This window comes from uncultured Corynebacterium sp. (assembly GCF_945649885.1).
In the GTDB taxonomy this organism is placed as follows: Bacteria; Actinomycetota; Actinomycetes; order Mycobacteriales; family Mycobacteriaceae; genus Corynebacterium.
In genome coordinates, this window is sequence record NZ_CALZFS010000049.1 from 1 (window position 1) to 18778 (window position 18778).

Consider the following 18778-nt stretch of genomic DNA (forward strand, 5'->3'; position numbering starts at 1 on the left):
ATCCTCATCAATCTCAGTGACACCGGCATAATCAGCCGCCATGGCCTCACCGAAATCAAAATCAAGCAGGCCAACACGGGCTTGAACCTGCTGCCAGTAGTTCAACTCACTGACCCGACCCGCATTGAGATCCGATCGGAGCTCCTGATAAACCTCATGCAGCAACTCTGTCTTCTCCGGTTCACCGATCGCCCGGACAACCCGCTCAAACTGTTCCGGTCCCTGAACTTTCATCACCACACCATAGAGATCAAAAAGATAGGTTCTGGGTGAAGCAGCCATGAAGGTCTCCTTGTCATACGCTGTTTAATGCGCCCCCTGTTGCGCACACTGGGCAGTATTTCAAAACGTCTGCCCACCAGTCTATTTATTTACCGGACACATGTGGCTCAAAACTAAAACCCATGTCAAAAGCATGTGAGCAACCAGCGCAGATACAGGAAGGCCCGGGGAGGCCTACTGCCCCTTCAAAGAGGCAGTCAGTTCTTTTTCATCCCATAGTGCCCAGCCACGATCTCCACTGTTCTCTGGACTGTGCTGGGGGAATGTCCCAGGAGAACCATCATCATCTCATCCACGCCGGTCAGCTCATGGAGCTGCTCCAATTGCTGAGCCACCTGTGCACCATCACCGGTGATCGTGCGGTTGACGTAGGTGTCGATGATCTGTCGCTCCTGGAGGGTCGCCGGATATTCAGCAACTTCCTCAGGGGTGAAAAGCGTGAAGCTCTTGCGTTGGAACATCCGGAGCATCGCCATCGCGGAGGTGGAAGCCTGCTGCAGGGCCTCTGCTGGATCATCATGGGCTAAAACAGAGGCGCTGACCATGCTGTACGGTTCATCAAGAAATTCAGAGGGTCGGAAACTATCGCGGTATATCTTCATGGCTGTATGGACATCAGCATCACCGAATTGCAATGCAAAGGCATAGGGTCGTCCAAGGTGACCGGCAATCTGTGCTGAATAAGGCGAGGAGCCGAGGATCCAGATTTCGGGGCCCAGCGATGAAGGGTCCACCCGGTTCTCCCGCGCCTGCCAGCGACCAGGTACGGCATGAATATTGCGGTATGGGTGGGATTCCGGGAAATCATCATTGAGAAACCCGGTCAGTTCCGCAATCTGTTGAGGAAAATGCTCGTTTGCATCAAGCTGCCTGCGGAGCGCAGAGGCAGTCGCGGAATCTGTGCCGGGAGCGCGTCCGAGGCCCAGGTCAATGCGTCCGGGTGCCATGGCTTCCAGCATCCCGAATTGTTCCGCAATAACCAGTGGGGAATGGTTGGGCAGCATGATGCCGCCTGCGCCAAGGCGGATATTGGTGGTTTCACCAACCAGGCGGGCAACCATCATCTGGGGCGCCGGGGTGGATGCCCCGGGCATGGCGTGATGTTCAGACATCCAGAAACGGTGGTAACCGTGACTGTCGGCAGTACGTGCCAGCTCAATTGTTGACCCATAGGCTTCTGCCACTGTTTCGCCAACACCGTTGCTCACGTTGTCCAAGACGGAGAGGGCGAAGGGGGCAGTTCCTGATCTAGGTGCGGGAAGCATAAGGAAACTCAATTCTCATGTTAAATGTTCATGTTTGCCGTGAACCCTACGGCAATATTAACCTCATGGCAAAAGTCAGCTGATACCATGAGTTTTATGTCCGCAATTTCCCTCCCCCCTGCCCCCGGGGCCGATGACCACGTGAGCCTCGCACTGATGAACAGCACTGTTACCCTGCCGGGGAATCAGGTGATTGATGAGCTTGATTCGCCAGAAAACACCACGTCATGGCTTGTTCAACGTCACCTGGCCCCTCAGAACACGACCCTGCTTGCCTACTGCCAGAGAGAGATCACCGGGTTGCGGAAGCACCTCCGGATAATTTTCAAGGCACATATCGCCGGAGAAGAACCCACCCGCTCCTCCCTGGACAGCATCAATCTGGCACTGGGTAGGGTTCCCACCGCGCAGCTTCTACGCTTCATCCCCGGTGAGGGATTCCAGCGCTTCCGAGAAGATCCGGTGACACAATTGGTGGAACACGCCATGGCAGAAATCGCGGAAGACGCAGCTGAACTCCTCAGCGGCCCGCAAGCCCACCTGCTGACACAGTGCGGCTCGGCCCCCTGTGCTCGTTTTCTGATCCGCACCCACGCACGACGCCATTGGTGCTCCACCCGATGTGGTGACCGGGTTCGCGCTGCCCGTGCGTATGCAAAACGGCAGCAGAAATCATAGAGAGAACGTAGACAGCCACAACATCCCGCACCGATGATCATCTTTCCCTTATATATTGGGCGGGTATGGCCATCGATTTCCTCCAATCCGCAGACATCGTCGCCCCACAGCTCCTGGGCTGCATCTTCACCCATGATGATGTGTCCATCAGACTCACCGAGGTGGAGGCCTACCTGGGCGAAAATGACGCGGCCGCCCACACCCACCGCGGCATGACCCCACGCAATGCGGCCATGTTCGGCCCCGGAGGCCACATGTATGTCTATATCGCCTATGGCATCCACCGCGCAGGCAACATCGTCTGCGGCCCGGAGGGTACCGGGCAGGGAGTCCTGCTGCGAGCCGGTGAGGTGGTGGCAGGCGAGCAAGAAGCTTATCGACGCCGCGGCCAGGTCCCCTTCCCCCGCCTGGCCCAGGGGCCCGGCAATCTGGGACAAGCCCTCAACCTGCAGATCAGTGACAATCACGCACCCGTGACAGGACCGGATTTCACTCTTCAGGAAGTATCAGAACATCCGGAGTGGGTCAGCGGCCCACGCGTCGGAATCACCAAGAACGCTGATGCTCCCCTACGCTTCTGGATTCCGGGTGATCCCACGGTGAGCGTGCGCCGGGGACGGCCCAAGAAGCAGTCTTAAACGGACTGAAGAACTACCCTGAACGGAAGAAAACGCGACTTCCACCATTAAGAAATCTGCTACTTTCATTAACCCAGAGATCCTGTTCTTAGAAAGGAGTAGTGATTTCTGGGTTAACCTGTGCCCTTTCTGGGTTAGGGTTTCTGGGTTAATGGCCAGAAAACGAAAACCTGCTTAAGCCTCAGGCAACAACCCAGCCATCCGTGCCATCCGCAACCCGGTGTGCAATTCGCGGCGGAAGATGCCGTCGCCAAGGTCGCCGCTGATCACAGCACGCAGCTTGTCCAGTCGGTAGTACAGGGTTGAGCGGTGGATGTTGAGGGTGCGCGCTGTCTGCCGGGCGTCCCCACCAGCACTGAGATAAGCCTCCAAGGTATCCAGCAATACCGGGGAATCCACCGCTGCCAACAGGTCCCTGGTGGAGGGCGGGAGATCCTCCGGAAGGAAATCCTCCAGGGGCAGGCGCGCTAATGTTCCATCCAGGCCAATATTTTCCCAGGTAGTCACGGCTTCATGGCTTTCCGGAGCCAGCCAGGATGCCCTCCAGGCCAGGCGGGCACGTTCGAAGGAACGGTGTACTTCACCCAAGGGCAACAGTGGCCCGATTCCTGCCCGGACCGGGACCAACTGGGGATCTTCCAGGATGCGGCTGAGCCTGGGCACCACCACCGGTCGCGGAAAAACCAGCATTCCGAGCCCATCATCTAAGACACCACCAACAACGGTTGCGGTGGAGGTCTCCCGGACAAAGCGCAGGGTTCGTGCCACCGCCTGGGCAGACTTTTCCTGATCGAGCGGGCTCGCATCACGGGGGTCCACTCCCAGTGCCACTGCACAACACCCTTCGGCTGAACTCAGGGAACGTTCCTTAATGAGTGCTTCTGCGGCCTTTGCCCGTGCCCCGGCATCACTACTGAGCAGCTGGGTAGCAAGGTGGTGGGAACGTGCCTCGCGGTCCATGGCCTCATGTTGGCGGGCAGTCAGCAGTTCCGAGAGATGCAGCGCAGCAGGAGTGACCTCAACGAGCAACGATTGCCCTGACTCAGAACTGTCCACTGGGAGGACCAGGTGTCCGATGATCTGTTTGCGGGGGTCAAGCAGCCGGAGAAAGAACAAGGGACCGATCTCCGGAATCTCAACAACCTGATGTGGAGTGGTCGCGGTGCGGGGGCGGGGCCAGAAATCACTGTGGGCGAGGATCTGGAAGAGACGTCGGCGGTCCGCGGGAGATTCATGGATGGAATAGGAGACCACCCGCATGGCCTGGTCGATCACCACCAGTCGACGATCAAGATCCTCGGAGAGGTCCTGTACTGCGTCGTCAAGCTCAGGGAAGCGGTCCATGTGATCGACGATACCCAGAATCCGACAGAGTGTCGGAATTTTGGGGCTGAAGTTGCCACAGAACGCTGATGAAAATGGCACATCTCACGCCATACGATCATCTGTAGTTGAAGAGCATCGACAAGGAGAAGCACATGACATCATCCCGCCCAGGCACCCGGATCGCCATCGTCGGAGCCGGCATCGGTGGACTCACCCTGGCCGCTGAGCTGCGACGCCGCGGACTGGAACCACAGATTTATGAACAGGCTTCTGAGCTTCGCGAGGTCGGCGCTGCTGTCGCATTATCCGCCAACGCCACCCGTTTCCTGCGTGACCGCATTGGCATCGGCGCAGCACTCACCGAAAAAGCCGCCGATGTTGATGGCCTCATCCTGCGTGATGGACGCGATGGACGCGTGATCAACAAAATCTCCTCCCGCCAGGAATACCACGAGCGCGCCGGTGCACCTTATTACGGCGTACACCGTGCTGACCTGCAGCAAATGTTAAAAGCTGCAGTGGGTGAGGATGCCATCCACCTGAATAAGCGGTGCATAAGGGTGGAGGAACGCAGCGATGCCGCGGTCCTGCACTTCGCCGATGGTGACACGGTGGAAGCCGATCTGGTCATCGGTGCGGATGGGGTGCGCTCCCGCCTGCGCCGCGAGCTGCTGGGCTATGACGATGCCCAGTTCTCTGGTTGCCATGCTTGGCGTGGCCTGGTCGCCCCGGAGAAGATGCCGTCTCTGCCTGACCCGGAGGCCATCCAGTTCTGGATGGGGCCCGGCGGGCACCTGCTGCACTATCCCATCGGTGGCGGCGTGCAGAACTTCTTCCTGGTGCAGCGTCACCATGGCCCCTGGGAGGAGAAGTCCTGGGTGGTTCCGGTACAGGAAGAGGGCGAACATCTGAAGGCATTCGAGGGTTGGGACCCTGCCATCACCGAGATGATCAGCGCCAACCCGGTGACTGAACGCTGGGCACTGTTCCACCGCCCGCCACTGCAGCAGTGGAGCAGGGGCCGCATCACGCTCATCGGCGACGCCGCCCACGGCATGGTCCCCCACCACGGCCAGGGTGCCAATCAGTCCATTGAAGATGCCATCGTGCTTGCCGATTGCCTTATCGACGGACTCGCTAATGGCACCGGTTGGGATGCCGCGCGCCAGCACTACCAGGACCTGCGGGCAGATCGAGCCCGCCGCGTTCAGATCACCTCACTGGCCACCGCCGATCTTCTGCACCTTCCCGATGGTCCAGCAGCAGAAGTCCGCAATGCCCAACTGGGTGCCGCAGATGCCTGGGGCCGTTACCTGGGATGGATCCATGAGCATGTGGCTGACCGCTACCCGGCAACACTCATTTCATAAGCTGACAACCAGCTCCCCACGCCGTCCCCAGGGAAGAGCTTCCAAAAATAGTCCATAGTGCAATTATTGAAGCTTTTAGCCTGATTGGAATGTGTCGATGATTGCATAAAGTAGCATTATCGGCACATGAGCGCCGATATTTCTCCCATGAAATCGATCAAGTAACAATGCCTTTGTTGAAGTGTCCCGGGGCACATCTATACTCATGCGCATGTCTGGCATTGATGTAAAGAAAATCCGCACCCGTCATATCCATGAGGCCAAAGCCAATGGAACCAAGATTTCCGTTCTCACCAGTTATGATGCACTGACCGCCTCCATCTTTGATGAGGCGGGCATCGATATGCTCCTGGTCGGTGATTCCGCCGCCAATGTTGTGTTGGGTCGTGAGACCACGCTGTCGATCACCATGGATGAGATGATCGTCCTGGCCAAGGCGGTCACCATTGCTGCCAAGCGTGCACTTGTGATCGTGGATCTCCCCTTCGGCTCCTATGAGGTCAGTGAGCAGCAGGCGGTGGAATCTGCGGTTCGTGTGATGAAGGAAACGGGAGCCGCGGCCGTCAAGATTGAAGGTGGAGTGGAGATGGCCTCCACCATCCGTCGCATCGTGGATGCCGGTGTGCCTGTCTGTGGTCACATTGGTTTCACCCCGCAGTCCGAGCATGCCCTTGGTGGTGCCGTGATCCAGGGCCGTGGTGCTGGTGCGGATAAGTTGATCGCCGATGCCCGCGCAGTTCAATCAGCCGGTGCCTTTGCTGTGGTACTGGAAATGGTTCCAGCCGAGGTCGCCACCGAGGTGACCACACAGCTGGATATCGCCACCATCGGTATCGGTGCAGGTAATGGCACTGATGGGCAGGTGCTGGTGTGGCAGGATGCCTTCGGTTTCAACCGGGGACCTAAGCCACGCTTCGTGCGCGAATACGCCGCCCTGGGCGATCAGCTTCTCGATGCTGCCCGCGCCTACGCTGCGGATGTTGGTTCCGGCGTCTTCCCCGGCAAGGCGGAGAGCTACTGATATGCAGATTGCACGAACCAAAAAAGAGCTTTTGAACGCCCTGGATTCCGCCCGTTCCACAGGTTCCTCCATAGGCCTGGTGCCCACCATGGGCGCGCTCCACACTGGTCATGCTTCTCTGGTTGCCCAGGCCCGAGAGGACAATGATGTGGTGGTGGCCAGCATCTTTGTGAATCCTCTACAGTTTGAGGCCTTGGGTGATTGCGATGATTACCGCAATTATCCACGCCAGCTAGATGTCGATGTGGAGCTCCTCATCACTGAAGGTGTGGATATTGTCTTCGCACCTACCGTGGAGGAAATGTATGGCCCCACGGGCCTGCCCATGTTGTGGGTTCGTACCGGCCAGATGGGTGAACAGTTAGAAGGTGCCAGCAGGCCGGGGCATTTTGATGGGGTGGCCACGGTGGTAGCCAAGCTCTTCAACCTGGTGCGCCCTGATCGGGCTTACTTCGGGCAGAAGGACGCCCAGCAGGTGGCAGTCATTCGTCGTTTAGCATCCGATCTGGATTTCCCCCTGGAGATTTGTGCTGTTCCCATCATCCGTGGTGTGGATGGCCTGGCGGAATCAAGTCGCAACCAGCGTCTTTCTGTACAGGATCGCAGCAATGCACTGGTGTTGCCGCAGGCGTTGATGACATTGCAGGAACGCTCCATAAACGGTCTTGCGCTGGAGATGGCGGACCTGCGTGCGCTTATCGACGCCGCCCCAGGCGTATGGCTGGACCACCTGGAAATTGTTGATGCAACCACCCTGCAGCCGGTGTCCACAGAGATTCTCACAGCACCCGCACTGGCGGTGGCTGCCATTCATGTGGGGCCTGTGCGGTTGATCGACAATGTGGAGCTATTCCCAGCGAATTTCTAGGCGGGTCAGTAAATCAACGGGGGCTGCCACCCGAACCCCCTGTCCCCTCCCTCACATCGACATTTACACAACCATATAAGGCATGCCTATCCTTTGTTTTGCATATTAGGCCAGGCTTGCCTTAAGGTCATTGCGGTCATCTTCGGGCGCCCCCACATCCCTACCGTGGCAGGCCCCCGAAAAGCCAAAGAAAGTGGACTCTCACCGCAATGACTCTGATGAAACGCCGCTCATTCATCCAGCTCACCCTGGCATTTGGTGGAGCCGTCGCCCTAGGCCTGACTGGCTGTTCCAGCCGCGTCACACAGCCAGAAGCTAGCGCTGCCGCCGCCACGAATGGCAGCTACTCCCTAACCCTCACTGATCAATTTGATCGCACGGTCACCTTCGATCATGAAATCAAACGTATCGCCACCACGGTCATTCCATTGCCTGCAATGCTTGCCGGTGTGGATCAGTCCCTGGACAAGGTGGTCGCCGTCAACACCTCTGCACAGGCTCTGGCGGAAAAGGGATTCCTGGCCACCATGTTCCCGGAGATCATGGATCTTCCCGCAGCGGCCAACGGTGCGGACTTTGTTCCCAATGTGGAAACCATCGTGTCCCAGAATCCGGATGTCACCATCCAGTGGGGCCACTATGGCCAGGAGATCATCACTCCCATTAAACAGGCCGGCCTAGACCTGCTGCTGCTCAACTACGGTGACCAGCAACTGCTGGAGGAGTGGATCACGCTTCTCTCCACACTGGTGGCCAAACCGGAACGCGGTGAGCACATTCTCAACACCATGCACACCGACCAGAAGAAGATTGAAGAGCTGGTGGCACAGGTGGGTAAGAAGCCGAGGGCCATCAACATCTACAACTACGATGACATGCAGGTATCCGGAACCGGTTCCTATATGGACTGGTGGCTGAGCCTCTGCGGTGCGGATAACCCGGCAGCTGATGCGGCACCCGGCGCCAGTACCAGCGTGGCACGGGAGGAGATCCTCACCTGGGATCCCGAGGTCATCTTCCTGGGTAACTTCTCCACCGCCACCCCGGACACACTGTATGAGGACCCCTTCTGGGGGGATGTGTCCGCGGTGAAGAACAAGCGTGTGTACCGCGTACCCAATGGTGGCTTCTCCTGGGATCCACCGAGCAATGAGTCCAATATGTCCTGGCTATGGGTGGCCAGCATGCTGCATCCACAAACGGCGGATTTTAATCTGCGGGCTTCCATGAAGGAGAACTTCTCCTATCTGTACAACCATGACCTGACTGATGATCAGATCGACCAGATTCTGTTTATGGACGCCAACAAGGTGAGTGCGAATTACGATGTCTTTGCTCGTTAAAAACTCCGCAAAACCCTCCGATAAACCTTCTACAGCAGTCTCCACAGGTCCCCAATCCACCGGGAGAAAAATCAGGTGGCAGTGGTTGGCAGCGACCATCACTGTCCTGCTGATTGCCCTGTTGAGTTTGTCCCTGGGGCGTTTTTCGGTGCCTTTCAATGAGGTGCTGCGCATGCTGGTGGGGCAGTTTTTTGATATCCGTCAGACCTGGACGCAGCAGGAGGCTCAGGTGGTGCTGGGTTCCCGGTTGCCGCGTGTGCTCCTGGCTTTGATCGTGGGAGCTGGACTGGCTCTGGCCGGTGCCACGCTGCAGGCGGTGTTCCGCAATCCCCTGGTCAGCCCCCAGGTGGTGGGCGTGTCCAATGGTGCCTCCTTCGGCGGGGTGCTGGCCATGGTGGTCGGTCTTGGTTCCTTCGGCCTGGTCAGCCTGTCATTCCTCATGGGCATCGTTGCCTTGGTGTTGGTGATCTGGATCGGGAAAACCAGAAGCGGTGGGTCCATTCTGATGATTGTGTTGGGTGGTGTGGTGGTTTCAGCACTGTTTTCTGCGCTGGTGTCCTTCATGACTCTGATCGCCGATCCCTATACGGAACTGCCCTCCATCGTGTTCTGGTTGATGGGGTCACTGGCGGCGGCTTCCCCTGCCAAGGTGCTCATTGCGCTGATTCCGATCGGTGTGGGTACCGCGGTGATCCTGGCATTGCGCTGGCGGGTAAATATTCTCAGTATGGGCGATCAGGATGCCAAATCTCTTGGGATCAATCCCCAACCCCTGCGGATTCTGCTGCTGGTGATGATCGCTCTGATGACCGCCGGTGCTGTGGCCGTGGTGGGCGTTGTCGGCTGGGTGGGACTCGTGGTTCCCCACTTTGCCCGTCTGCTGGCCGGACCAGATCACCGTGTTCTACTACCCATGTCAGCCCTGATCGGTGCAGGTTATCTCACCTTGATTGACACCCTGTCCCGTTCTGTTACCGCCACGGAACTACCGGTGGGCATTCTCACGGCGATCATCGGTGCGCCGGTATTCATCATGTTGTTGCGGGCAGTCCATCGTCGGGGAGGTTTGAGCGGATAATGATCACAGCCACCAATATCGGATTCAGATATCCCACTGCCCCCTGGACTTTCCAGGGCCTTGACCTGGAGATTCCCACCACCGGTATCACTAGTCTGCTGGGGGCCAACGGGGCTGGAAAATCCACCCTGCTGCGGTTGTTGGCAGGCATCACTGAACCATCAGAGGGCCAGATCACCCGTGAGGGCCTCATGGGTTTTGTTCTGCAGGCAACAACTGGCGTGTTTGCCTACACGGTGTTCGACATGGTGCTCATGGGCCGTGCACAACACCTGGGAATGTTCTCCTCCCCCGGCAGGAATGATGAGGCGCAGACCCGCACCGTCCTGGAACGTGTGGGTATCAACCACCTGTCTGATCGGCCTTTCAGCGGGCTTTCCGGCGGGCAGCAACAGTTGGTGTTGATCGCACGCGCCCTGGTCACAGGCTGCACCACCCTCATTCTTGATGAACCGGTATCAGCCCTGGATCTGAAGAATCAGGCCATTGTCCTGGAACTCATCCGGGACCTGGGCGCCGAGGGTTTCGCGGTGGTGTTGTCCACCCACAGCCCTGATCATGCACTTCATCTTGGTGGGCAGGGCCTGATCCTGGGGCACAATGGTCGGCTCACCGCAGGTCCGGTTGAAGAAATTCTCACCGACAGCGCGCTGAGTGAGCTCTATGGAGTCGAGGTGGTCAGGCACACCGTGCTGGATGGTGTGCAGGAACGCACCACCGTGATCACACGCTATGAAAGCGTACGGACGTCGACGGACACGACACCGATAAGCATCTGATTTTTCACTTTTAATAAAAGAAAGCTGGCATATAAGGTGACGGACTCTCAAGTTCTCTATCTCCACATGGGTGGAAATTCCATGGCGAAACCCACACAGAGCGGGGTTGAAGCACTCGATATCTACGAATTGGAACATGCTGATCTGAGCACGGTCAGTGGCATTCTCATCTCGATGAATGCTGATCAGGATTACTTGGGCACACAGGCGGAACTCTTTGATGAGTTCATCAAAAGCGGTGGCAGGGTCGCACTCAATGGCCACCCGGTGGTGAAGTTCCTCCCCCAGCAAGGTGATTTCCGACCCCTGCACTACTCAGCACCCGCTGAACTTTTCCTCACACCGGGCGATGCCCATCCCGTCTGGGCCGGTGTGGACCTTATCGACGCCAGCATGCGCAAGGGTGTCACCGGTTTCTATGCCCGTGGCTACACACTCAATCATCCCGCCGGCGCGCTGATCACCACCCGCATCGGCCAGAACCGCCTGCCGGTGGACTATGTGTACTCCCATGGTCTGGGCCGCGTGCTCATCCACCCCGGCATTGAACCTGCCGTATTCCTGCAGGACGACAACACCGCTGCCCGCATCCACCCCCAGTTGATTGAATGGTTGAAGAACTCATGACCAAGCCCACCGTGTCCCTTCCCGATGGCACAGCCCTTGTCCGCCATGACCACACCGTGGAACTCGGCGACCTCGCCATCATCCACAACGGCACCTATTCACACCTGACCACCATGAATGATCCAGCAGTGATCGCCTACTCCCCCACCTGGCTTCATATCCGTAGCCTGCAGTCCAGTGAGCTGGATGGATACCGCACCGTCATCATCGCCGACCGCATGCACCCGGAGCTGCTGCGCACCCATGCGGCGAGTTTCAAGGCGGTGGCCGAACGTGGTGACACCCTCGTTGTCCTGGGCATCAACGCTGTGGAAACCTGGCTCGATGGCATCAGCCACCGCGATGCACCAACCAATTTCTGGTGGTGGTCCACCGGTGAGGATCCCGGAATCCGCCCCGTTACCCCTGAGCATGAGGCATGGAGATTCCTCAGCCCCAAGTCTGTCATCTGGCACCAGCACGGCTCCTTCAAAGCTGATCACCCCATCACCTCCCTGATTGAACTGGAAGAACCCAACACTGATGGCTCTTGGAGCAACTATGGTTCAATCCTCTTTGAAGACACCGACTCCACACCGGGTCGCATCATCGTGACCTCCCTGGACCCGATCTTCCACCACGGTTCCAACTTCATGCCGGGTGCGACACGTTTCCTTTATGCGCTGCTGCGCTGGGTGGCTGCCATCAAGAACTAACGCTTATCGACGCCCCCCTCCGCTGCTGGCAGCGGCCGCTGCAGAGGGTGGAACGGGAGGGGGTTGCTGTGCATGAATGAGTCTCCCCCACCTGATAAACCCACCAGATCCTGACTAGGGTTATATCCATGAAGCATCGTCTGGTGATCCTGCGGCACTCTAAATCCTCCTGGGCTGAGCCGGAACCGGATCATGCACGCCCGCTGAATAAACGCGGACACCGTGATGGCCTGGCTGCCGGGCAGTGGTTGGCGGAGAACATCGGACACATCGATCATGTGGTGTGTTCCACCGCCACGCGCACCCGCCTGACCTGGGAACGTGCCCAAGCCGGTGGCGCCACTGCAGCCGAGGTCAACTTCCACGATGAGATCTATGAAACCCAGGTGTCCTACTTTGAGCACCTTCTTCTCCGACTGCCGGAGTCAGTGGGTACCGCCCTGTTCATCGGTCACTGGCCTGGTGTAGTGGAATTAGCCCACCACTTCGGTGTTGAGGATGATCATGCTGGCTGGTCCCAGATGGACACCAAGTTCCCCACCAGTGCCATTGCGGTCCTGGAGTTCGATACTGCCTGGGCTGACCTGTCACAGGGCCCCGCGAGGCTTAACGATTTTGTGATACCCCGCGGTTAGGAACCCCTGCTGCCTAGTTCTTCTTCAGAGCAACAATCTGGATGAGGTTTCCACAGGTGTCATCCAACACCGCGATCACTGAGGGACCAACATCAGTGGGTTCCATGGTGAACTGCACACCCAGGCCCTTAAGTCGGTCATATTCTGCCTGGACATCATCCACATAGAACTGGGTGAAGGGGATGCCGTCCTGTTTGATGGCTTCCATAAAGGGTTTCGCTGCCGGGTGGGCTGCTGGTTCCAGGAGAAGTTCCACACCATCGGGGTTTTCTGGGTCAACAACGGTCAGCCAGCGGTACTCACCTGCTGAAACATCTGTTTTCTTATGGAAGCCGAGCTTGGTGGTGTAGAAATCAAGGGCTTTGGCCTGGTCGTCAACAAATACGCTGGTGATTCCAATTCTCATGGACGCCACTATAACGATGCATTGAGGCCACTGCGGATCATCTCAAAATCCTCCTGCTGGGCATTTTGTACATCCTGACCGTGATAGTCCCGGAGAATATAGTTTTTCAAATCCACATAGTCCCCCACAGGAATGGAACGTGTGGGGTTGAACTCCACTGTTGTGGCAATAGACCGGAACCCATACACAGCCTGCCTATGGGTGGATATCTGCATCACGGCCTGCGCGGCCAAGAGATGTTCGGCATCAGCATCGTGGAGGGAATGTGTGAGGAGCACATCGGGTTGATGCTTTTCCATCTGTTCCCTGATCAGTCTGTTGATACATTCAACTTCATGATCCGCCTGCTCTACTGGAATATTGCCTAGAACCACCGTGGCACAACCGATGAGTTCCGCCCAGCTACGTGTCTTCTCTGGAAGATCATTGACATCATCATCATCGCTCCTGCCATTGGTGAGGATGATCGCGTGAATCTGATGGCCTGCATCCCGAAGTCGTGCCAGAGTGGCTACGCACCCATAACCGATATCACCTGGGTGTGCCGCCACCACGAGGTAGGAACGGAGATTTGCTGCTGGTTGGCGAAAAATCCAGAAACGGTCAAAAACATAAGCTCCCCCTGCCAGCATCAGCAGGAATATCACCTCGACACCTATCTGGAAGGCGAGGTTATCCCTGAACCACACCAAAATGATCAATGCTAGGACGGCCACCACCACAGGCAGGACCCTGATGCCCAACAGGATCTGGGGGCTTTTTCTAAACCATCTGATGACGTATTTCTGCAGCTTCGGTGACATACCGGTGATGGCAAGAAGAACAGCAAGCAATCCACACAGGAAAACCATGACAATCATGAGATTTGACCAACCGTTCCAGCCCTGATTTCCAGGGCATTACACACGAGCACATAAACACAGTCACACCACCTAGAATGCGATCTGTTCGCTGCGGCATATTATCCTTTCAGGATAGAAAGCAGACGCTGGAAGAGCAATAGATTTGTGGAAAATCATGGCATTGAACTATTTTCCACGTTCCACTCCACAGGCGCCCTTGAAACTTAAGACCGTAAGGAATAGCAAAACCCCTCACCGCAGGGCTCTGGGCACATCCGCGGTGAGAGGTTTCCCCTGACTGGAGGGCCTGGATGTGGGAGGCCCTCGAACATTCGATTCGCTAGCAAGATCGCGACACCAATCAGAAGTTTCTTCACCGATTTTCAGAACCATGATCCTGAATTCGATACAAGGGCCATGGTCGCACCCTTATCGCTAAAGGGAAACCCTCCATAACGAAAGTTACTGATTTGATTTGATTTCTTTATGGAAAGTTAATCTATGACTTTTCCGGTGAGAAGGATCATAGGGGTGCGTCGATAAGCGCCCGCGTTTAATGCGCAACAACAAAAAAGATACCGGCAGCGCCGAAGAGCAACAGCGTCAGAGTCATGGTGACCACGCCAATGAGGTTCGGTGGGAGCATCTCACTGGCCAGTCCCAGCGCCTGTCGTTGATAGCGGATTCTCTGTGTCACCAAGATGAACATGGTCAGTGCGACAAGGAGGGCAACGGGGATGAGGATGGCTGCCCCATAGAAATTTGCCCACCGCAGGATCACTGCCGTGCAGACAGCAAGAGAAACGGTGGTGCGGTTCCAGGCGAGGATGGTGCGCTCAGGCTGCAGACCTGGATCGTTATGGAGGGGTTGGTGATAAGGGGACATGGCGCTTATTTAATGACAAAGAGTACAAGGACCGTGGACGCTGCCACCAGGGCCGACAAGGACAACAGAGGGACAATCGCGGGGACCGGAAGTGGCTTCTTGTTGCGCATTGCACGTTCCACATTCATCCATCGCCCTGCCGCACCGGCGGCAATCAGCATGCCGACAGCAATGATGAACACTGCAACCCCGGTGCGGAGAGTCGGATCAATGGCATCAATGGGAAATGCCTCAAAGGCGATACCGCCGGCGAGAAAAGCCAGGGAGGTACGTGTCCAGGCCAAAAATGTGCGCTCATTGGCCAGGGTGAAACGTGGATCTGGCTCCTCACCATCCGGGAACACGGCACGCGAGAACCAGCCACGGCCCTTGTCATCGGCTGGCATGGTCATCGATGTGATACTCCCTGGGTTGATGGTTGAAGCTGGTGGGCAGTACTGGCTACCACCAAATTACCCTGCCGGCTTCCCGGAGGAGGCACTTAACCCAGGTAGTCCTTCACCTTGAGCACTCCCCCGGCAGCCTCAAACTCGGCGCGGGCAGCGTTGAGGAGGGTGGGATCAGCAAGGGCATCCACGGCAACCTGCGCCAGCCCGACGGCGGAATCTACAGCGGCGTCGACGGCTTCCTCGGTGCGGGAGTAGACCGCGAATTCCTTCGTGTGCAGGGCAACATTTTCCGGGGAGATCTTGACCATCGGGTGGATTCCGGGGATGAGGTGGGAGACATTGCCAAAATCAGTGGAGGCAGCCAGGGTGTCCGGTAGGAGCCCTTCCGGAAGGGCGGTTCGTCCGCGTAGTTGCTGGGTGCGGGTCCACCTGGCGGCCAGCACGTGGTTGTTGCGTACCGGCAGGCTGGCCGGGTGGATGTCCCAGTCCACCTCCAGGCCGACCCCGGCCATCTTCGCAGCACCCTCGAGCACGTCGTCGACACGCTGTGACAACTCAACCAGGGTTTCGGGCAACAGGGAACGCACGTAGATGGCCAGGCTGGCAGTATCTGGAATGACACTGGGGCGGTTGCCACCTTCGGTGACAATCGCATGCAGGCGGTCGCTCGGTGGCATCTGTTGACGCAGCACCCCCAGCCCCTGATAGGCCAGGCTCGCAGCATCCAGGGCATTACGCCCCATGAAGGGCTGGGCGGAGGCATGCGCGGAGATGCCATGGAAGGTCGCCGTCATGGTCCGACGCCCCACCCAGGTGTGTTCCGCCAGGTCATAGGCGAAAGGATGGATCATGATGGCGGCATCCACATCATCAAAAGCACCGTTGGCAATCATGTATTCCTTACCGGAATGTCCCTCCTCCGCGGGAGTTCCCAACAGCACCAAACGGCCCTCAAAACTTAAGTCATCCAGGCCCTTCAACTCCACATCCTTCAGCATCGCGGTGGCGGTGAGGAAGGCACCTACACCTGCTGCCGCAATGATGTTGTGCCCGCAGGCATGCCCGATCTCCGGGAGGGCGTCATATTCCGCCAGGATGGCGATCGTCGGATGCTTCGACTCATCAAAACCGCTGGTCGCCCAGCTTGCCTCCAGCGCGGTCTCCAGCCCATAGGCACCGGTGGTCACGGCAAAGTCGTGCCGGAAGAGCTTGTCGACGATCCTTTTCTGCGCATAGAACTCCTGGAAGGCTTCTTCCGGGTGATCATGCAGATCAAAGGCCAGATCCTGCATGTCCCCACGGAGCTGCTCGCCCTTCTCCTGCAGATCACGCCACATCACGGTCTGTCCCGGATAGTCCCCGACCGCTCCCCCGAGAGTGGCCAGCAGTGCTTCCGCCTCCGCTTTACGACGGGAGATTCCCTCTTCCATATGATCCAGGTAGGCGGTTGATGGTGGTAAAGGCTTCTTGCTGGTCATGGAGTATCCCTCAGAGGTCTCGCATCGTGGGTGAAGTACAGAAAGATCCCTGATGATCTGCGCCCTGCTCCAAGCCCCCAGAGGCAGGTCTGCATGGAAGCAGATCGCCAGAGAAGTGATACCCACCATGCTAGCCAGAATGAGATCTGCCATGGGGTGGTTAGGCACTTGCCTCTCCTCAGTAACCCCCTTAGCCTTAGCGACAACGCATGAGAATTCCCCGGCGGGCAAGGAGTGCACATGGGCGACGATGAATTCATCCACCAGACGCTGCGGCAACGGGTGAGGTTTGGCCGGGGGCAGGCTGCTCAGCATGTGTTTGAAGAGGTCAGATCCCATGATTCTCAACGGGTCATGGTGATCGCCACGAAACGTGCCCAGGATCAGGCACTGCAGGTAACCAGTTTGATTGATGTGTCGGTGCAGTGGGATGAAGTCACCCAGCATGTTCCGGCAAAGCTTGCTGTGCGCGCAACCATGGCAGCACGTGAGGCTGGCATCGATCTGATTGTGTCCATAGGTGGAGGTTCCACCACGGGCCTGGCCAAGGCCATCGCCCTGGACACCGCCATTCCGATCATCGCGGTGCCCACCACCTATTCCGGTTCTGAGGCCACCAACATGTGGGGTATGACAGAAGACGACACCAAGAACACGGGTCTGGATGATCGGGTGCTGCCCACCGCGGTCATCTACGATGCTGATCTGGTCGCCACTTTGCCGATGGATCTGACTGTGGCCAGTGCCCTCAACGCCATGGCTCACTGCATCGATTCGCTCTGGGCACCCAATGCAGATCCGATCAATCAGGTTAATGCACTGGAAGGTGCTCGAGCCCTGGCACACGCTCTGCGCCGCATGCATGCTGATCCAGAGGATCTTGCTGCCCGCGGGGAGGCTTTCTACGGTTGCTATCTGGCGGCGGTGGCTTTTGCTTCTGCAGGTTCCGGCCTCCATCACAAGATCTGCCATGTTCTCGGTGGCACCTTCAACCTGTCCCATGCCCAGACTCATGCCATCATGCTTCCGCATATTTTGGCTTTCAATCAGCCAGCAGTCCCTGAGCTGGCGAAGCGTCTCTCACAGGCACTCACCGGTGACAGCTCTGACCAGCCCCACGGTGATCGGAGCGCCCTGGCGGCTCTGCTGGAACTCTATGACCAGCTCAGTGCGCCACGGACACTGGGTGAACTTGGTTTCACCGCCCCAGATATCCCCGAGGCGGTGTCCCGCACCCTCAAGGTTTCACCTGCTTCCAACCCGAGACCCACCACGGAAAGTAACCTCACCCAGCTGCTCACCAATGCCCTGAACGGCAGGTTTTCTTCCATAGAGGATTCTTAGGCAAAGGGCGCAGAAACAGCATCAAGGCGGGCTAGCTGCCCCGCACTGAGTTTCAGGAAGGGTGCGGCCATCAGTTCAGGCAGCTGCTCCACGGTGGTGGCTGAGGCGATCGGTGCGGTGGCACCATTGGCCAGCAACCAGGCCAGGGCGACGGTGGCCGGCGCAGAATCCACTTCCGCGGCAATGCTGCGCAGCTCATCGACCACGGCGAAGGCCTCATCAGTGGCCATGCCTTCAATAGAGTCCTGTCGTGCACGGCCCTCAAGGTCCTCCCTGGAGGAGTACTTGCCGGTCAGCAGACCGGATGCCAAGGCAAAGTAGGGGAACACAGCCGGGCTGAATTCCTCCACGATCGGACGGATCCCGGTTTCATAGTCTTGGCGTGCCAGCAGATTGTACTGCGGTTGGATCGCCACCGGGTGGGCTGGGGAATCAGCTGTTTTCTCAAAGAATTCCCGCAGGCGCTCCGGGGAGTAGTTGGATAATGCCAGGTGCTTGATCTTGCCGGCAGCAATGAGTTCTTCCGCGGTGGTGATCTGATCCTCTATGGAGACTGTCTCATCGTCGTAGTGGTAGTAGAATATATCGATGCTCTCCACACCCAGGCGGGCCAGGGAGGCATCCACTGCGGCGAAGGTGGCGTCGCGGGAGCGTCCGGTGTGTGGTTCCAGGGCTCCGGACTTGGTGGCGATGATCAGGTCATCGGTGGCGCCGGTGTGGGCTTGGAGGTAAGCACCGAGCACCTCCTCGGATTCACCGCCCTTGTTGCCGTCAATCCATGCTGAGTACATGTCAGCGGTGTCGATAAAGTAGCCGCCTGCCTCCCGG

General features: G+C 57.8%; 20 protein-coding genes and 1 pseudogene. 12 read left to right on the plus strand and 9 right to left on the minus strand.

All coding sequences use genetic code 11. From position 1 onward, the window contains the following. Together Q0M74_RS06960 and Q0M74_RS06965 are read right to left on the minus strand one after the other, a co-directional pair. Positions 1-282, minus strand: a pseudogene (locus Q0M74_RS06960) (HAD family phosphatase); the annotation flags it as partial. Between the two features lie 197 nt (positions 283-479). Beyond that, a complete protein-coding gene (locus Q0M74_RS06965; RefSeq protein ID WP_293952812.1) occupies positions 480-1547 on the minus strand; it encodes an LLM class flavin-dependent oxidoreductase in 1068 nt (355 codons plus the stop codon). A gap of 96 nt (positions 1548-1643) precedes the next feature. Here Q0M74_RS06965 and Q0M74_RS06970 point away from each other — a divergent pair, with 96 nt between their 5' ends. Then, entirely contained in the window at positions 1644-2225 is a 582-nt protein-coding gene (locus tag Q0M74_RS06970; protein WP_293952814.1) for a CGNR zinc finger domain-containing protein, read from the plus strand. A 65-nt stretch (positions 2226-2290) separates the two neighbouring features. Next, a complete protein-coding gene (locus tag Q0M74_RS06975) occupies positions 2291-2863 on the plus strand; it encodes a DNA-3-methyladenine glycosylase (protein ID WP_293952816.1) in 573 nt (190 codons plus the stop codon). Between the two features lie 174 nt (positions 2864-3037). Here the strand turns inward: Q0M74_RS06975 and Q0M74_RS06980 are convergent, their stop codons facing one another. Continuing rightward, positions 3038-4207, minus strand: coding sequence for a CdaR family transcriptional regulator (locus Q0M74_RS06980; protein WP_293952818.1), 1170 nt, complete (start codon positions 4205-4207; stop codon positions 3038-3040). A gap of 134 nt (positions 4208-4341) precedes the next feature. Here Q0M74_RS06980 and Q0M74_RS06985 point away from each other — a divergent pair, with 134 nt between their 5' ends. The 9 genes from Q0M74_RS06985 to Q0M74_RS07025 all read left to right on the plus strand — a co-directional run bounded on the left by Q0M74_RS06985 (position 4342) and on the right by Q0M74_RS07025 (position 12605). Then, the gene (locus Q0M74_RS06985; protein ID WP_293952820.1) at positions 4342-5559 is read left to right on the plus strand and encodes an FAD-dependent monooxygenase; all 1218 of its coding nucleotides are present in this window, start codon (positions 4342-4344) and stop codon (positions 5557-5559) included. Positions 5560-5770: 211 nt separating this feature from the next. After that, the gene (gene panB, locus Q0M74_RS06990; RefSeq protein WP_293952822.1) at positions 5771-6580 is read left to right on the plus strand and encodes a 3-methyl-2-oxobutanoate hydroxymethyltransferase; all 810 of its coding nucleotides are present in this window, start codon (positions 5771-5773) and stop codon (positions 6578-6580) included. A gap of 1 nt (position 6581) precedes the next feature. Then, positions 6582-7448, plus strand: a complete 867-nt coding sequence (panC, locus tag Q0M74_RS06995) for a pantoate--beta-alanine ligase (protein ID WP_293952824.1) — start codon at positions 6582-6584, stop codon at positions 7446-7448. Between the two features lie 209 nt (positions 7449-7657). After that, positions 7658-8791: an ABC transporter substrate-binding protein gene (locus tag Q0M74_RS07000; RefSeq protein WP_293952826.1), complete on the plus strand. Its 1134-nt coding sequence runs from the start codon at positions 7658-7660 to the stop codon at positions 8789-8791. Positions 8792-8876: 85 nt separating this feature from the next. Beyond that, on the plus strand, positions 8877-9869 hold the full coding sequence (locus Q0M74_RS07005; RefSeq protein ID WP_293952828.1) for an iron ABC transporter permease: 993 nt from the start codon (positions 8877-8879) through the stop codon (positions 9867-9869). Further along, positions 9869-10648 (plus strand): ABC transporter ATP-binding protein, encoded by a 780-nt coding sequence (locus tag Q0M74_RS07010; RefSeq protein ID WP_293952830.1) that lies wholly within the window; start codon positions 9869-9871, stop codon positions 10646-10648. The genes Q0M74_RS07005 and Q0M74_RS07010 overlap by 1 nt, the downstream gene beginning before the upstream one ends. An 81-nt stretch (positions 10649-10729) precedes the next feature. Next, a complete protein-coding gene (locus Q0M74_RS07015) occupies positions 10730-11275 on the plus strand; it encodes a hypothetical protein (RefSeq protein ID WP_293952832.1) in 546 nt (181 codons plus the stop codon). Next, positions 11272-11970 (plus strand): hypothetical protein, encoded by a 699-nt coding sequence (locus Q0M74_RS07020; RefSeq protein WP_293952834.1) that lies wholly within the window; start codon positions 11272-11274, stop codon positions 11968-11970. Before Q0M74_RS07015 ends, Q0M74_RS07020 begins: the two co-directional genes overlap by 4 nt. A gap of 128 nt (positions 11971-12098) precedes the next feature. Then, positions 12099-12605: a histidine phosphatase family protein gene (locus tag Q0M74_RS07025; protein WP_293952837.1), complete on the plus strand. Its 507-nt coding sequence runs from the start codon at positions 12099-12101 to the stop codon at positions 12603-12605. Between the two features lie 13 nt (positions 12606-12618). Here Q0M74_RS07025 and Q0M74_RS07030 read toward each other — a convergent pair whose 3' ends face one another. From Q0M74_RS07030 to Q0M74_RS07050, 5 genes are all read right to left on the minus strand, one after another. Then, complete coding sequence (locus Q0M74_RS07030; protein WP_293952839.1) at positions 12619-13011, minus strand: VOC family protein; 393 nt, start codon at positions 13009-13011, stop codon at positions 12619-12621. Between the two features lie 8 nt (positions 13012-13019). Beyond that, positions 13020-13871, minus strand: a complete 852-nt coding sequence (locus Q0M74_RS07035; protein WP_293952841.1) for a PIG-L deacetylase family protein — start codon at positions 13869-13871, stop codon at positions 13020-13022. Positions 13872-14406: 535 nt separating this feature from the next. Then, on the minus strand, positions 14407-14739 hold the full coding sequence (locus Q0M74_RS07040; protein WP_293952843.1) for a DUF202 domain-containing protein: 333 nt from the start codon (positions 14737-14739) through the stop codon (positions 14407-14409). Positions 14740-14744: 5 nt separating this feature from the next. Continuing rightward, a complete protein-coding gene (locus Q0M74_RS07045; protein ID WP_293952845.1) occupies positions 14745-15131 on the minus strand; it encodes a YidH family protein in 387 nt (128 codons plus the stop codon). Between the two features lie 89 nt (positions 15132-15220). Beyond that, on the minus strand, positions 15221-16606 hold the full coding sequence (locus Q0M74_RS07050) for a M20 family metallopeptidase (RefSeq protein ID WP_293952847.1): 1386 nt from the start codon (positions 16604-16606) through the stop codon (positions 15221-15223). Between the two features lie 240 nt (positions 16607-16846). On the opposite strand from Q0M74_RS07050, the gene Q0M74_RS07055 reads away from it, so the two are divergent. Continuing rightward, entirely contained in the window at positions 16847-17950 is a 1104-nt protein-coding gene (locus Q0M74_RS07055) for a maleylacetate reductase (protein ID WP_293952849.1), read from the plus strand. Here the strand turns inward: Q0M74_RS07055 and Q0M74_RS07060 are convergent. Then, on the minus strand, positions 17947-18778 hold an 832-nt coding region (locus Q0M74_RS07060; RefSeq protein ID WP_293952851.1), incomplete at its 5' end, for an aldo/keto reductase. The genes Q0M74_RS07055 and Q0M74_RS07060 overlap by 4 nt on opposite strands.

What these genes read in the sequence shown, in the direction of transcription:
- Q0M74_RS06965 (WP_293952812.1), bottom strand. Translation starts at nt 1,547, where the DNA reads ATGCTTCCCGCACCTAGATCAGGAACTGCCCCCTTCGCCCTCTCCGTC.
- Q0M74_RS06970 (WP_293952814.1), top strand. Translation starts at nt 1,644, where the DNA reads ATGTCCGCAATTTCCCTCCCCCCTGCCCCCGGGGCCGATGACCACGTG.
- Q0M74_RS06975 (WP_293952816.1), top strand. Translation starts at nt 2,291, where the DNA reads ATGGCCATCGATTTCCTCCAATCCGCAGACATCGTCGCCCCACAGCTC.
- Q0M74_RS06980 (WP_293952818.1), bottom strand. Translation starts at nt 4,207, where the DNA reads ATGGACCGCTTCCCTGAGCTTGACGACGCAGTACAGGACCTCTCCGAG.
- Q0M74_RS06985 (WP_293952820.1), top strand. Translation starts at nt 4,342, where the DNA reads ATGACATCATCCCGCCCAGGCACCCGGATCGCCATCGTCGGAGCCGGC.
- panB (WP_293952822.1), top strand. Translation starts at nt 5,771, where the DNA reads ATGTCTGGCATTGATGTAAAGAAAATCCGCACCCGTCATATCCATGAG.
- panC (WP_293952824.1), top strand. Translation starts at nt 6,582, where the DNA reads ATGCAGATTGCACGAACCAAAAAAGAGCTTTTGAACGCCCTGGATTCC.
- Q0M74_RS07000 (WP_293952826.1), top strand. Translation starts at nt 7,658, where the DNA reads ATGACTCTGATGAAACGCCGCTCATTCATCCAGCTCACCCTGGCATTT.
- Q0M74_RS07010 (WP_293952830.1), top strand. Translation starts at nt 9,869, where the DNA reads ATGATCACAGCCACCAATATCGGATTCAGATATCCCACTGCCCCCTGG.
- Q0M74_RS07015 (WP_293952832.1), top strand. Translation starts at nt 10,730, where the DNA reads ATGGCGAAACCCACACAGAGCGGGGTTGAAGCACTCGATATCTACGAA.
- Q0M74_RS07020 (WP_293952834.1), top strand. Translation starts at nt 11,272, where the DNA reads ATGACCAAGCCCACCGTGTCCCTTCCCGATGGCACAGCCCTTGTCCGC.
- Q0M74_RS07025 (WP_293952837.1), top strand. Translation starts at nt 12,099, where the DNA reads ATGAAGCATCGTCTGGTGATCCTGCGGCACTCTAAATCCTCCTGGGCT.
- Q0M74_RS07030 (WP_293952839.1), bottom strand. Translation starts at nt 13,011, where the DNA reads ATGAGAATTGGAATCACCAGCGTATTTGTTGACGACCAGGCCAAAGCC.
- Q0M74_RS07035 (WP_293952841.1), bottom strand. Translation starts at nt 13,871, where the DNA reads ATGATTGTCATGGTTTTCCTGTGTGGATTGCTTGCTGTTCTTCTTGCC.
- Q0M74_RS07040 (WP_293952843.1), bottom strand. Translation starts at nt 14,739, where the DNA reads ATGTCCCCTTATCACCAACCCCTCCATAACGATCCAGGTCTGCAGCCT.
- Q0M74_RS07045 (WP_293952845.1), bottom strand. Translation starts at nt 15,131, where the DNA reads ATGACCATGCCAGCCGATGACAAGGGCCGTGGCTGGTTCTCGCGTGCC.
- Q0M74_RS07050 (WP_293952847.1), bottom strand. Translation starts at nt 16,606, where the DNA reads ATGACCAGCAAGAAGCCTTTACCACCATCAACCGCCTACCTGGATCAT.
- Q0M74_RS07055 (WP_293952849.1), top strand. Translation starts at nt 16,847, where the DNA reads ATGGGCGACGATGAATTCATCCACCAGACGCTGCGGCAACGGGTGAGG.